Source organism: Paraburkholderia rhizosphaerae (assembly GCF_004366595.1).
Lineage (GTDB): Bacteria > Pseudomonadota > Gammaproteobacteria > Burkholderiales > Burkholderiaceae > Paraburkholderia > Paraburkholderia rhizosphaerae.
The window spans coordinates 170,937-184,475 of the sequence record NZ_SORE01000013.1; the positions used below are offsets into that span (position 1 = coordinate 170,937).

The 13,539-nt window shown below is 63.6% G+C and carries 11 protein-coding genes; 4 read left to right on the top strand and 7 right to left on the bottom strand.

Features of this window, described 5'->3' with window-relative positions:
- Positions 1-60: 60 nt before the first annotated feature.
- Both BX592_RS18675 and BX592_RS18680 read right to left on the bottom strand, forming a co-directional pair.
- Positions 61-1,011, bottom strand: coding sequence for a YihY/virulence factor BrkB family protein (locus BX592_RS18675; RefSeq protein WP_134193282.1), 951 nt, complete (start codon positions 1,009-1,011; stop codon positions 61-63).
- Between the two features lie 210 nt (positions 1,012-1,221).
- A complete protein-coding gene (locus BX592_RS18680) occupies positions 1,222-1,479 on the bottom strand; it encodes a DUF2934 domain-containing protein (protein ID WP_134193283.1) in 258 nt (85 codons plus the stop codon).
- Positions 1,480-1,776: 297 nt separating this feature from the next.
- On the opposite strand from BX592_RS18680, the gene BX592_RS18685 reads away from it, so the two are divergent.
- Positions 1,777-2,292, top strand: a complete 516-nt coding sequence (locus BX592_RS18685) for a Dps family protein (RefSeq protein ID WP_134193284.1) — start codon at positions 1,777-1,779, stop codon at positions 2,290-2,292.
- 148 nt (positions 2,293-2,440) lie between these two features.
- Here the strand turns inward: BX592_RS18685 and BX592_RS18690 are convergent, their stop codons facing one another.
- The 3 genes from BX592_RS18690 to BX592_RS18700 are packed head-to-tail and all read right to left on the bottom strand — an operon-like array spanning position 2,441 to position 8,319.
- A complete protein-coding gene (locus BX592_RS18690; protein ID WP_134193285.1) occupies positions 2,441-3,955 on the bottom strand; it encodes an efflux transporter outer membrane subunit in 1,515 nt (504 codons plus the stop codon).
- Positions 3,948-5,147 carry an efflux RND transporter periplasmic adaptor subunit gene (locus BX592_RS18695; RefSeq protein WP_134193286.1) on the bottom strand — a complete coding sequence of 400 codons (1,200 nt, stop codon included), beginning with the start codon at positions 5,145-5,147 and terminating at the stop codon, positions 3,948-3,950. The genes BX592_RS18690 and BX592_RS18695 overlap by 8 nt, the downstream gene beginning before the upstream one ends.
- Positions 5,137-8,319: an efflux RND transporter permease subunit gene (locus tag BX592_RS18700; protein WP_134193287.1), complete on the bottom strand. Its 3,183-nt coding sequence runs from the start codon at positions 8,317-8,319 to the stop codon at positions 5,137-5,139. Before BX592_RS18700 ends, BX592_RS18695 begins: the two co-directional genes overlap by 11 nt.
- A gap of 466 nt (positions 8,320-8,785) precedes the next feature.
- Between BX592_RS18700 and BX592_RS18705 the strand changes: the two genes are divergently transcribed.
- The 3 genes from BX592_RS18705 to BX592_RS18715 all read left to right on the top strand — a co-directional run bounded on the left by BX592_RS18705 (position 8,786) and on the right by BX592_RS18715 (position 12,688).
- Complete coding sequence (locus BX592_RS18705; protein ID WP_134193288.1) at positions 8,786-9,178, top strand: hypothetical protein; 393 nt, start codon at positions 8,786-8,788, stop codon at positions 9,176-9,178.
- A gap of 19 nt (positions 9,179-9,197) precedes the next feature.
- The gene (locus BX592_RS18710) at positions 9,198-11,078 is read left to right on the top strand and encodes a phospholipase C (protein ID WP_134193289.1); all 1,881 of its coding nucleotides are present in this window, start codon (positions 9,198-9,200) and stop codon (positions 11,076-11,078) included.
- A gap of 179 nt (positions 11,079-11,257) precedes the next feature.
- Complete coding sequence (locus BX592_RS18715) at positions 11,258-12,688, top strand: cytochrome-c peroxidase (RefSeq protein ID WP_134193290.1); 1,431 nt, start codon at positions 11,258-11,260, stop codon at positions 12,686-12,688.
- A gap of 177 nt (positions 12,689-12,865) precedes the next feature.
- Here the strand turns inward: BX592_RS18715 and BX592_RS18720 are convergent, their stop codons facing one another.
- Positions 12,866-13,309, bottom strand: a complete 444-nt coding sequence (locus tag BX592_RS18720) for a DUF3331 domain-containing protein (protein WP_134193291.1) — start codon at positions 13,307-13,309, stop codon at positions 12,866-12,868.
- Positions 13,310-13,337: 28 nt separating this feature from the next.
- On the bottom strand, positions 13,338-13,526 hold the full coding sequence (locus BX592_RS18725; protein ID WP_134193292.1) for a hypothetical protein: 189 nt from the start codon (positions 13,524-13,526) through the stop codon (positions 13,338-13,340).
- Between the last annotated feature and the right edge of the window lie 13 nt (positions 13,527-13,539).

The following is a 13,539-nucleotide window of genomic DNA, read 5'->3' on the forward strand; positions in this document are numbered from 1 at the left end:
TCGAGGCATGTGCGATGTGCAATCAAGCTAAAACGGTAGCACAACGGCGCGCATGGTGAGCTAGCCGGTTCGCATCGGCGCGGGCGGCTCGGACGGCGACCCGCGGCCCGGCGCGAGGCTCAGGCGTTCGTATTCGGCAATCAGTTGCGCGCCGAACAGCAGCAGCGTTGCGAGCGCTTCGAGACTGAACAGCACGACAATCGCCGTCGCGAGCGAACCGTAGACGACGTTGACCTGCGACAGCGTCGCGAAGTACCAGACCAGCACGCGTCGCGTGATCTCCCATAACAACGCGGCGGTGAGCGCGCCCATCAGCGCGTGACGCAGCGTCGGCCGCCCGACCGGGATCACGAGATAAATGGCGGTCAGCACAAACACCTCGCCGGCGACGCCGAGCAGATATAGCACCGTGCGCACCGGCCCGGTCAGCGAAAACGCATGGCCGAACAGCACGATGCTGTCGGTCGCCATGGCCTGCAGGCTGCTCGTCACCAGCGTCACGACCAGCACGCCGATACCGAGCGACAGACTGAAGCAATACGGGACGAGTGCCGAAACCAGAAAATGCCGGCGCCGGATTGCAACGCGATGCACGAAGATGATCGACAACGCGTTCTCGAGCATCGTGAACGCCAGCGAACTGAAAAAGATCATCGTGACGAGCAGCACCCAGCCGACCACGTTGCGATGGGCAAGGAAGTTTGCGAGTTCGCGCACGATCGCGGTCGATTGCCCGGGTATCAGCCATTCGAGCAAATGAGCGAGCGCATCGAGCAGGCGCTGCTCGCCAACGAAATGCGAGAACGCGATAGCAACGAGAATGAGCAGCGGCACGATCGACAGCAATGCATAGTAGGCCACCGCGCCCGCGAGCAGCAGCCCCTGGTTCGCACGAAAGGCTTTCAGCGCAATCAGCACGAAGCGCGCGGGGTGCGTTGCGACGAAACGTAGCGCGTCGTTGCGTCGCGCGTTGCGAAGCGCGTCGTGCAGCGCGTCGTGTAGCGTCGTCATCGTGCGCTCCCACGGTGAAGGACCAAACCGCAATCCGACAGCGGCAACGCGTGTGTAAGGATTACGTGGCTTCGCGAAAACCCAACTCGCTTGTCACGCCGTTCGCGCAGGGCTGTCGGGATTGCACGGTCTGTACGGGGCCGCTATCTTGTTCGCTGCCTGTTTGCTGCCTATTCGCCGCCAGTCCGCGGTTTGTCCTCTGTTTGTCCGCTATCTGGCCCGCGTCGCGCGCGGCGTCGCGGCCTTGCCGATGCCTTGCTCCGCGTCGTCCTGCGGCACCGCGTCTTCCATCTGACGCTTCTTCGATTGATCGGCGGAAACGGACGCCGGCCCGTCGTCTCCTTCCGCAAGAATCTGTCTGCGCGCCTTGTCCCAGTACTCATCAGCCCGGCCTTCCGGCGAGCCGTCCTGCTCCCACAGGTGATACGCGCGTTCGCGAATACGCAGTTCGCTGTCTTCGTCTGCCATGGTTGCCGCCTCCCGATCAGTGTATGACTGGCCGTGCCGCACCACCGCCGCCCCTTCGCAATTCATCGGCCGCACCGGCGACGACACGCATCACCGCCCAGCATCTGCCGTACCCAGGCTTCACTGACGATCGGCGACAACGGCGGTAACATCAAACCCGGCACGCGATGCATGCAACGGAACTGGAACACAAACTGCTTGCACCACGTGATGGCGCCGCCGACCATACCGTGCAGCGCGTGACGCGGCGCGGGCGTGCATCTCCATCCCAACTGCTACTCGAACGAGGCAATCCCCATGGCTCACACCACTGAAAGCAAGCCGGTCAAAATCACGCTGCGTACGCCGTCCGATCTTTCACAGCAGGCGACCGCACGGGTAGCCGACGCGCTCAACCCGCTGCTGGCCGACACATTTGCGCTTTATCTGAAGACGAAAAATTTTCACTGGCATATGTCGGGCCCGCATTTCCGTGACTATCACCTGCTGCTCGACGAACAGGGCGAGCAGATCTTCGGGATGACCGACGACATCGCCGAACGCGTGCGCAAGATCGGTCAGACCACGCTGCGCTCGATCGGCCAGATCGCGAAGCTGCAACGCATTCGCGATAACGATGACGCGTTCGTATCGGCTCAGCACATGCTCGAGGAACTGCGCGACGACAATCTCGCGCTGGCGTCGAGAATGCGCGAAGCGCACGACGTCTGCGACGAAGCTGGCGACGTCGCAAGCGCGAGCCTGCTGGAGAACTGGATCGACGAAACCGAACGCCGCGCGTGGTTCCTGTTCGAGGCGACGCGCACCGAATAACGGCGGACGGTGAGTGAACGAAGCGCGACGCCGCGCGCGTCGCGTCATCCATGAGCAGGCATATCTACGCGGCGCTTGCCGCGGACCGCGCGCGGCACGACGAGAGTCCACCCTCGCGTGCCCTTCCGGTCATGACATTAGCGTCGCGTCACTTTCCCGCGTTTTGCGGCGCGTGCGGGTCCGCCGCCGCAACGAGCGCCGGTGCCGTTGCCGCCTGTTCGAGCTGATCGGTCGACCAGCCGCCGCCTACTGCGTGAATCAGTTGCACATTCGCGCTCAGTTGCCGCGTCTGAATCTGGATGGCCGACACTTCAGCGTCGAGCGCAGTGGTCTGCGCGGTCACCACATCGAGATAACCGACCGCGCCCTGCTTGTACTGCGTGAGCGCCAGCGACAGCGCGCGTTCGGCCGCAGCGGCGGCATCGCGCTGCTGCTGCAACGCGGTGCCGAGATCCGATAGCAACGACAGATTGTCTTCGACCTGCTGGAACGCCGTCAGTACGACGCCGCGATAGCGCGCGCCGGCTTCGCTGGTCGCCGCCTTCGCCGCGTCCAGCTGACCGCGCCGGAACCCGCCGTCGAAAATATACTGCGCGAGTTGCGGACCGATCGCCCAGAAGAAGTTCGGTGCGCTGAAGAAGTTCGCATAGACCGAACTTTGCAGGCCACCCGCGGCCGTCAGCGTAATCGACGGGAAATACGCAGCGCGTGCGACGCCGATCTTCGCATTGGCCTCCGCGACGCGCCGCTCAGCCGCGGCAATATCCGGCCGCCGTTGCAACAGCACCGACGGCACGCCAACCGGAACCGTCGCCAACGGCAGCGACGCAGTCGATTCAGGCAGCGTGAATTCGGATGCGGACGCGCCGACCAGCACCGCAATCGCATGCTCGAGCAGCGCGCGCTGCGCGAGGGTCTGCGACAGTTGCGACTGCGCGGACGACACTTGCGTTTTCGCACGCTCGACGTCGAGTCCCGCGACAATACCGCCGCCGTGCAGCGCTTCGGTCAACTGCAGCGCCTTCGTAAACGCGACGACAGTCTGTCGCAACAACGCGGTCTGCTGATCGAGCCCGCGCAACTGGATGTAGCTATCCGCAAGCTGCACCTGCAAGCTCAATTGCACGGACGCGAGATCCGCCTGGGTCGCCAGCGCTTCATCCTTGCCGGCCTTCACCGAATCGCGCACGCGGCCCCACAAATCGAGGTCGTAGTCGACTTCGCCGCCGAGCGTGATCGCGTTGTAGTTGTTCGGGCCGCCGCTGCGCAATGGCCGCGTCGCCGACTGCCGCTGACGAAACGCCGAAGTCTCCGCGGTCACGGTCGGAAAGAGCCCCGCGCTCACCTGGGTGACAAACGCCTGAGCCTGCTGATAATGCGCGTACGCCGCTTCGAGACCGGTGTTGTTCGCGAGCAGCCGCTTTTCGAGGTCGTCGAGCGACGGTTCGTTATACATGGTCCACCAGCCGTCGCGGTTCAGCTGGTCGCCCGGCTTCGCGCTAACCCACGGCCCGGTGGTCCGGTACTCGGCGGCGATCGGCGACTCGGGCACCTTGTAGTCCGGCGCGAGCGAACAGCCGGCGACCAGCGCCGCGGCGGCAGCGATAAGCGGCGCGCTGCGCGTCAATGTCTTACCGACGGCCTTACCCCCAGCGTTACCCATGGGCCGCCTTCTTGCCAGTAGTCGCGATTTCGACCTTGTCGCCTTCCGCCAGACCGTCTGGCGGTGCATCGATCACACGATCGGTGGGCGCGAGACCGGTTCCGATCTCGACCGAATCGCCCAGATCGCGCGAGATCGTCACGCGCTTATACACGACGCGGCTATCGGCGCCGACCGTCGCAATGCGCAAGCCGTGGCTATCGAACAGCAGCGCGCTGGCCGGCACGCGCAGCGCGTCGGGCGCCACCGGCAGCTTGAACTGCACGCTGGCGAAGCCGCCCGGCAACAGCTTGCCGTCGCTGTTGTCGACCAGCAACTGCACGAGCGTCGAACCGGTCGTCGCATTCACCGCGTCGGCGGATGCCACCACGCGCGCGGCGAACTGCTGGTTCGGATACGCAGGCACCGTCAGCATCGCGATCGTGCCGTTGTGGACGATTGGTGCATAGTTCTGCGGCACCTGCACGTACACGCGCAACTGCTTGACGTCGGACACCTGGAACAGCTCCTGACCCACGCCGCCACTGCCCGCATTGATCAGCGCGCCGATATCGGTATCGCGCGCGGTCACGACGCCGTCGAACGGCGCGACGATTCGCGCGAAGCCCTTGGTCGCAACGAGCCGGTCGAGATTTGCCTGCGCGGCGTCAACCAGCGCCTTCTTCGCTGCATAGTCGCCGTTACGCGTATCGACGTCCTGCTGCGCGACCGCGTCGGTGCCGAGCATCGCGCGCCAGCGCTTCGCGGTGATCTCGGCGAGATCCGCATTGGCCTTCGCAGTCTGCAAGTCCGCTTTCGCCTGCACGAGCTGCTGGTCGAGTTCCGGCGTTTCAATCACCGCGAGCAGCTGCCCCGCCTTCACGTGTCCGCCGATATCGACATTCCACGACTTCAGATAGCCACTCACGCGCGCAAAGATCGGCGCGCGCGAATACGCCTGCAATTGCGACGGCAGCGTCAGCGTCGGGCCATGCGCGTCTTTGACCGGCGCGATGATGCTGACGGTTTGCACCGCTTGCGCATCGGTCCAGTTCGTCAGCTTGTGCGAATCGGACGCGCGCACCGCAAGCCCGGCGCCGACCACGACGACCACCAGCACGACGCCCGCAATGCCGGCCGTGACGAGCCGGCGGCGTGGCGGCGTACCCGCATATTTGGATTCAAAACCGGGTTCAACGGATTCAGACGACATGAGCAGGACCTCCCGAGGCAGATGCCGGGCTTGCCGCGCGCTTGTCGCGCGCGTGAATGAGGCTAAACACGATAGGAACGAAGAAAAGCGTCGCGGTGGTCGCGAAGAGCAGGCCGCCGATCACCGCGCGGCCAAGCGGCGCGTTCTGCTCGCCGCCTTCGCCGAGCGCGAGCGCCATCGGCAGCATGCCGATGATCATCGCGAGCGCGGTCATCAGCACCGGCCGGAAGCGCGTAAAGCCCGCTTCGATCGCCGCCTTGAGCGGATCGCCGTGTTCGGCGAGTCGCTCGCGGCAGAAGCTCACCACCAGAATCGAGTTCGCGGTCGCGACCCCCATGCACATGATCGCGCCGGTCAGCGCCGGCACCGACAGCGTGGTGTGCGTCGCGAACAGCATCCAGATAATGCCCGCGAGCGCCGCCGGCAACGCCGACACGATCACGAACGGATCGGCCCACGACTGGAAGTTCACGACGATCAGCAGATAGATCAGCACGACCGCGCCGAGCAGACCGAACAGCATGCCGCCGAACGCGCTGTTCATCGTCTGCACCTGACCGAGCAGCGCGACACTCGAGCCCTTCGGCAACAACTTCGCGTGCTGCGCGACGATCTTCTGGATATCGGACGCGACCGCGCCGAGGTCCCGGTCCTGCGTCGCCGCGTAGATCTCGACCATCGGCACGATGTTGTACTGGCTCACGACCGAGCTCGTCGCGGTGCGATCGAACGTCGCGAGACCGCCCAGTACCTGCGCGTTCAGCGGCGCACCCGCGGTGATCGGAATATTGCGCAGCGCGGACAGCGAGTCGAGCGTGTATTGCGGCGTCTGCATCACGATCGGGTACGACACGCCGTTCGCATTGTTCAGCCAGTAGGTCGGCGCGACCTGGCTCGAACCGGCGAGGTTCACCACGAGGCTATTGGTCACATCGCGTTCGGTGATGTTCAGCAGCTGCGCGCGCGTGCGGTCGACGTTCACGTTGAAGGTCGGAATCTGCTGCGACTGCTGGATACGCGCGTCGACCACGCCCGGCACCTTGCGGATGTCGCGCAGCACCGCGTTCACATACGTATAGTTGCCCGCCAGATTGTTGCCGCGCACCTGCAGATCGATCGGCGCCGGAGAACCGAAGTTCAGAATCTGACTGATGATGTCCGCCGGCGGGAACGAGAACGTCTCGCCCGGATAGAGACGCGGCAGCAATTCGCGCATCCGCCGCACGTACTCGGCGGTCGGCGCGTGGCCTTCCTTCAGTTCGATCTGGATATCGCCGTCCTGCGAGCCGATCGTGCCGGTGTTGTTATACGCGGTGTTGATACCGCTGACCGGCTGGCCAATGTTGTCCACCACCGTGCCCAATTCGTTCGGTGGAACGATCGTACGGACCGTGTTCTCGATGTTCGCGAAAATTTCCGAGGTCCGCTCGACCCGCGTGCCCACTGGCGCGCGTACGTGCATCAGGATCTGCCCGGCATCGACCGACGGGAAGAAGTTGCGGCCGAGAAACGGCACCAGCAGGAACGACAGCAAGACGAAGCACAGGAACAGGATGATGAACGGCCTGCGGCGCCCGAGCGCGAGGATCAGCAGACCGCGATAGCTCGCGCGCACCCGCTCGAAGCGTGTTTCGAAGCCTTTCTGAAAGCGCCCGAGCGGACCGGACGGCTTGTGTTCTTCGTCGAGGTTGTGCGGTTTGAGCAGATAGTTCGCCATCGTCGGCACAAGCGTACGCGACAGGATGAACGACGACACCATCGCAAAGATCACCGCTTCGGCCATCGGCACGAACAGGAAGCGCGCGACGCCGCTCAGGAAGAACATCGGCACGAACACAATACAGATACACAGCAGCGACACGAACGCCGGCGTGACGATCTGCGCGGCGCCGTCGAGAATCGCATCTTCAACGGGCTTGCCATGCTCGAGGTGCCAGTTGATGTTCTCGATGGTCACCGTCGCGTCGTCCACCAGAATGCCGACCGCGAGCGCGAGGCCGCCGAGCGTCATGATGTTCAGCGTTTCGCCGAGCGCCGACAGCGCGATGATCGACCCCAGGATGGACAACGGGATCGACGTCGCGATGATGACCGTCGAGCGCCAGCTGCCGAGGAACAGCAGAATCATCAGGCTCGTCAGCACCGCGGCGATCACCGCTTCGCGCGCCACACCGCTGACGGCCGCGCGCACGAACAGCGACTGGTCGCCGATCGGGTCGATCTGCAGATTGTCCGGCAGCGCCGCGCGCGCATCGTCGACGTGCTGCTTGATGCCCGAAATGATCGCGAGCGTCGACACCGAGCCATTCTTCAGCACCGACATCAGCACCGAGCGGTGGCCGTTCACGTGCACGATATTGGTTTGCGGCGGCGCGCCGTCACGCACGTTCGCGACATCGCGAATATAGACGGTCGTGCCGTTCACCGCCTTGACCGGCAGATCGCCGATGTCACGAATCACGGACGGCGCGTTGTTCAGCTGCAGCACGTATTCGTGGTCGCCCATCTTGGCGGTGCCGACCGGCGTGGTCAGGTTCTGCGTCGCGAGCGCGTTCGCGACGTCCTGTGCGGACAAGCCGCGTGCCTGCAGCTTCGCCGGATCGACGTCGATCTGCACCTGGCGCGTCTTGCCGCCGAACGGATATGGAATGGACGCACCCGCGACCGTCACCAGTTGCGGACGCAACTGGTTCAGACCCAGGTCGCCGAGGTTCTGCTCGCTCAGGCCTTTACCCGATAGCGCAAGCTGGATGATCGGCACCGTCGACGCGTTGTAGTTCAGGATTAGCGGCGGCGTGGTGGCGGGCGGCAGCTGCTTTAACTGCGTCTGCGCGATGGCAGTGACCTGTGCGTTCGCGACGGCAATATTCACACCCGGCTGAAAAAACACCTTGATGACCGCGAACCCGTTGACCGACTGCGCTTCGATGTGTTCGACGTCGTTCACGGTGGTCGTAATCGAGCGTTCGAAGGTCGACGTGATGCGGCCGGCCATCTGATCCGGCGGCAGGCCCGTGTACTGCCACACGATACTGATCACCGGGATGCGGATGTCGGGAAAGATGTCGGTTGGCGTCTTCAGCGCGGCCAGCGGCCCGATGATAAAAATGGCGATCGCCAGCACGACAAAGGTGTAGGGCCGCCTGAGGGCAATCTGTACCAGGCCAAGCATGAGTATTCCTGGGTGGAGCGGTTACAGGGAGAAGCGCTCGATAACCATTGCAATGCCGCAACACGGCGCGCGGCATCACTACGGTCCGTCGCAACGCCGGAAAACACGACGCCGCGCCGCATGTTCATCACTGCGGCGCGGACAGATCGATGTCGGCATCGTGCGGTCATCGGGTGGACAGTGACCGTTGAACGCAGGCGCGGGGTGGTGCGCTTCACTTTCTTCGAAACGGACCGCGAGTACAGGCCGTTCCCAGTCTCACTACAGATAAAGGACTGGCGACAAATTCTTACCTTATCCTTTCCGCGAAATAAACAAATCATTACGCGACTGGCGTGCTATGCGCCGTGCGAACGCGACACGCATCAACGAATTAAGCGGGAATGTACACAAACGCCAAAAGTCTTGCACGACGAGCCATTCCGCCCGTCACTGCGAAAGATGCTACTGCAACCAGATTTCACCCGTGGCAAGCGAAGCACAAACGTCCGCGGGACCACCGTTATTCCCGATAGAACAGGCGCTTGCGCGAACTTCGCAGGCCGCGCACGCCACCCTATTGCGTGCCGATCCGTTAACAGAGTTTTTTTATTACCGTTTATTTTTTCTGCCCGGCGGCGGACCTCGAAGGCCCGCAGCGCGCGTCGTATTGAATCTGTATGGCGCGTACCAGATAAATGAAAACGAAATGATTCGAAAGGCTTTAGAAACTTTTACGTCTCTAAAACTTAATAAGGCGGTGTTTCAATTCGCGCTGTCTCATCGGATCGGTCCGCAGGCCTGCGACTGTGCCAACGCAACAAAAAAGAATCCCAGTTCGAACCACACGCAGATGGATGAACTGGAACAGCGACGTTGAAAATTGGAGCCCCCCTTCTATGTTTCGCAAAGCGATCCTACCCCTGTCGTTAACGGCGGCGCTGCTCGCGCTCGGCGCGTGCGGCAACGACAACAACAACAGCAATCCGTCAACGCCCGCCGCCCAGGTCAGCCAGCAGGACGCGCTGCCGACGGCGACGCCGATCAAGCACCTCGTGGTGATCTTCGGCGAGAACGTGTCGTTCGATCACTACTTCGCGACGTACCCGAATTCCCAAAACGCCGCTGGTGAACCGCAAGTAGCAGCGGCCGCGAACACGCAGACGGACATCAACACGCTGCAGCATGCAGGATTGCTGGCCCCGAACAATCCGAACGGCAGCGCCACTTCGCCGAACGTCGCTGCGGCTACGGTCAATGGCGTGGCGACCATGCCGCCTAACGTCGGCGGCGTCGCGCTGAGCACCACGTCGTCGCAACCGTTCCGTCTCGACCGCACGCAAGCGAACACGAAGAGCCAGAACCACAGCTACGGTCCTGAGCAGCTCGCCACTGACGCCGGGAAAATGGACGCGTTCCCGCTCTTCACGTCGGCAGGCAGCGTCGTCACCGGCAGCTCGGGCCAGTTCGGCTCCGCCGCGCAGGTGCTCGGCTTCTTCGACGGCAACACCGTCACCGGGTACTGGAACTATGCGCAGAACTTCGCGATGAGCGACAACGCCTGGACCGACACGTTCGGCCCGTCGACGCCGGGTGCGATTGCAGTGGTGTCCGGCCAGAACAATGGTGTCAACCTGTTCAAGACGACGTCCACAACGGACACGAGCCTCGGCAGCCAGGTCACGACCACCACGTCGCCATCGGGCAACGCGATTCCGGATGGCCAGGGCGGCTTCTCGCTGATCGGCGACCTTGACCCGGCCGGCGACGCCTGTACGAACCAGGCCAACAGCGTGGGCTCGACCGTGATGCAGTTCTCGTCGAAGGTGAAGAACATCGGCGACCTGCTGAACGCGAAGAACATCACGTGGGGCGGCTTCATGGGCGGCTTCAACCTCGCCACTGTGAACCCGAACGGCACGACCGGCTGCAAGCGCTCGACGTTCTCGTCGGTGCTCAACAGCGCGCCGACCGACTACGTGCAGCACCACGCATGGTTCCAGTACTTCCCGTCGACCGCGAACCTGACGCACCAGCGTCCGTCCTCGCCCACGATGATCGGCTTTACCGAGCCGACGCTCGACGCGGCGAACTCGACCACCCCGGTTCATCACCAGTACGACATGGATGACTTCTTCTCAGCTGTCACGGCGGGCAACTTCCCGTCGGTCAGCTTCCTGAAGGCGCCGGCAATCGGCGACGGCCACCCGGGCAACTCGGACCCACTCGACGAGCAGCAGTTCGTCGTGAAGGTGATCAACTTCCTGCAGCAGCAGCCGGACTGGAAGAACACCGCCGTGGTTATCGCGTACGACGACTCGGACGGCTGGTATGACCATACGGTGCCGAACATCCTGCACTCGTCGTCCGATACGACGCTCACGATCACCGCAAGCAACAGCTCCGCGAGCCCCAAGCCGGTCTTTCAGGGCGCCGACCAGTTGAGCGGTCCTGGCCAGTGTACCGGCCCGAACGCGACGCCGACGATGGGCGTGAACGGTAACGTCGTGAACGGCCGTTGTGGACCGGGAACGCGCGTGCCGTTCCTGCTGATCTCGCCGTGGGCAAAGGCAAACTTCGTTGACCACACGCAGATTTCGCAGGCGTCCGTTGTGAAGTTCATCGAAGACAACTGGCTCGGCGGTACGCGTCTTGGCAACGCTTCGTTCGATGCAAGCGCGGGCGACATCCGCAGCATGCTGAACACGACGGGCACCAACCCGACGCTGTTCCTCGACGAGAACTTCGGCACGAAGCTCGCTGCTGCGCCGACGAACTGATCTGCAGTGTGAATGTGAAATGCGCTTTCTGCCCCATGCGGCGCCGGGTACCGGTGATCGCCGCATCCGTGGTGGCACCCGGCGGGAAGCGCTGCAAGTCGTAACCGTGTCGAGCCAGTACTTCATGTGCTGGCTCGACATTTTTTTGCTTTTCTGCGTTTCCAACTGTCTAGATCGCCATGAGTCTTCATCCGAACACCCTGCCCGCCGGCAAAGATGCGAAGCCCGGCACCGCTAAACGATCGCTCAAGCGGATTGTGGGCTGGACGCTCGCCGCCGTCGTGGCCGGATGCGTCGCGTTCGCCGCTTATGCGGCGATCTATCCGGAACGGATGCCGCTCGTGATCGGCACCGTCGTCGAAGACGTCACCGGTGCGAATCCACGGCCAGTCCATCTGGTTCTGCCGCCTCAAGCGCCACTGAGCGCCGTCGCGCAACTGGGCCGCGAGATTTTCTACGACACGTCGCTGTCGGCATCGGGCAAGCAGTCGTGCGCGTCGTGCCATAGCCCACAACACGCGTATGGACCGCCGAACAATCTCGAAGTGCAACTTGGCGGACCGCATATGAACGAAGCGGGCTATCGGCCGCCGCCCTCGCTCACCTATCTGTACCGTCAGGCGCCGTTCAGCATCGGCCCCGACCAGAACGACATGGACACCGCGCCGGTCTCGCTGCAGGATCTCGCGGCAAGCGCCGCAGGCGTGCAGCGCGCGGTGAAGACCGCCGGCGTCGCGCCGGCCGCGCCGGCGATGGTGCCGCAAGGCGGTCTCTTCTGGGACGGCCGCGCGAGCACACTGCAGGACCAGGCGATCGGCCCGATGCTCAACCCGGTCGAAATGGCCAATGCGAGCGTCGCGGACGTCGCGCACAAGCTCGTCGCGACGAAGTACCTCGATCAGTTCAAGCTGCTGTTCGGCGATTCAATCGCGTACCGTCCGGAACTGCTGGTGTCGGAGGCGATGTTCGCGGTGGGCCGCTATCAGTATGAAGACGCGTCGTTCCACCCGTTCACGAGCAAGTACGACTACTGGCTGCAAGGCAAGGCGCGCCTCACGCAAGCGGAACTGCACGGCCTGCGTCTGTTCAATGACCCGGACAAGGCGAACTGCGCGGGCTGCCACCTGAGCAAGCCGACCGCCGACGGCCTGCCGCCGCTGTTCACCGATACGCAATACGAAGCGCTCGGCGTGCCGCGCAACCCGCGCCTGCCGCAGAACAAAGACCCGAAGTTCTATGACATGGGTGTCTGCGGCCCCTTCCGCACCGATGTGAAGGATCTCACGCAATACTGCGGAATGTTCCTCACGCCGACGCTGCGCAACGTCGCGACGCGCCATGTGTTCTTTCACAATGGTGTCTATCACGACCTGCAGCATGTGATGGACTTCTATAACCTGCGCAACACGAACCCGGACAAGATCTATCCGAAGAACGCGTCGGGCAAGGTCGAACAGTACGATGATCTGCCGGCGCAGTACCACGCGAATATCGACGTCGCCGACGCGCCGTTCGACCGCAAGCCCGGTGACAAGCCCGCGATGACCGATAGCGAGATTCAGGACATCATCGCGTTCATCAATACGCTCAGCGACGGATACAAGCCTTAACACGACGGATCGCGCAGTACGACCCGCGCGTCGCCCGCGGATGGCGGCGCTTCTCGACAAAGCGCCGGCGTTTGCGCTGGTAGCGTCAGCTGAGCGGCAGCCGTTGAACAAAAGTGAAAATCGCGCCGCGCCGCATCTGCGCTCGTGCGCCGCTCATGCAAACGCGAACGCGAACGCTCAAGCCGACGTAAATCGCGCCTGAACCCCGCTGTGCGGTGCGTCGTTGAGCACCGTCGCGAGAATCATCGCACTCGCGTTGAGCGGCGCCGGGCGGCCGCGGCGCGGCTTGAACACCGCGTCGCCGACCTGGATCGCCCGCCCGCTCATCGCGCACACGCCATTCACCCGGGCGCGCGCCGCGTGCCACAACTGATCGCCATACGAGCAGTGCGTCGCGTCGCGCCATGCGATCGTCGCGGTCGCGGAAGTCGGCCGCTCGATCAGACAGACCTGCGCGTCGAAACGCTCGCCTGCCATCGGCAGCCGGCAGTTCCTGCGCTCGAACTGAACGTGCAGCGCCGCGAGCCGCGTCACCGCCGGGTCGACGCGACCCGACATCAAAGAGAGCAAACCGATGGTTTGCCGCCACGGATCGCACATATTCGCCATCTTGGCCAGCATGGATCACCTCGTCGTCAGGAAGTGCAGCTCAACCCGCCTTGCGCCGCCCGCCGACGACGCACCAGTTCAGAATCTGCGCGTGCCGGCGCGCGGCGATGCGCGGCGGCAGCGTATAGGGCTGCGGTAGCGCCGGTGCAGCCGGTTTGCGATAGACGATCGGCCGCGCGGGCGCCAGCAGCGCGCCGACGACGGCAGCGGATGATTCAGGTTTGCTCATTGTTCTCATCTCC

Bases quoted from the DNA above. Each gene is read 5' to 3' on its own strand.
- BX592_RS18720 (WP_134193291.1), bottom strand. From the start codon at position 13,309: ATGCTGGCCAAGATGGCGAATATGTGCGATCCGTGGCGGCAAACCATC.
- BX592_RS18685 (WP_134193284.1), top strand. From the start codon at position 1,777: ATGGCTCACACCACTGAAAGCAAGCCGGTCAAAATCACGCTGCGTACG.
- BX592_RS18715 (WP_134193290.1), top strand. From the start codon at position 11,258: ATGAGTCTTCATCCGAACACCCTGCCCGCCGGCAAAGATGCGAAGCCC.
- BX592_RS18675 (WP_134193282.1), bottom strand. From the start codon at position 1,011: ATGACGACGCTACACGACGCGCTGCACGACGCGCTTCGCAACGCGCGA.
- BX592_RS18690 (WP_134193285.1), bottom strand. From the start codon at position 3,955: ATGGGTAACGCTGGGGGTAAGGCCGTCGGTAAGACATTGACGCGCAGC.
- BX592_RS18695 (WP_134193286.1), bottom strand. From the start codon at position 5,147: ATGTCGTCTGAATCCGTTGAACCCGGTTTTGAATCCAAATATGCGGGT.
- BX592_RS18700 (WP_134193287.1), bottom strand. From the start codon at position 8,319: ATGCTTGGCCTGGTACAGATTGCCCTCAGGCGGCCCTACACCTTTGTC.
- BX592_RS18725 (WP_134193292.1), bottom strand. From the start codon at position 13,526: ATGAGCAAACCTGAATCATCCGCTGCCGTCGTCGGCGCGCTGCTGGCG.
- BX592_RS18680 (WP_134193283.1), bottom strand. From the start codon at position 1,479: ATGGCAGACGAAGACAGCGAACTGCGTATTCGCGAACGCGCGTATCAC.
- BX592_RS18710 (WP_134193289.1), top strand. From the start codon at position 9,198: ATGTTTCGCAAAGCGATCCTACCCCTGTCGTTAACGGCGGCGCTGCTC.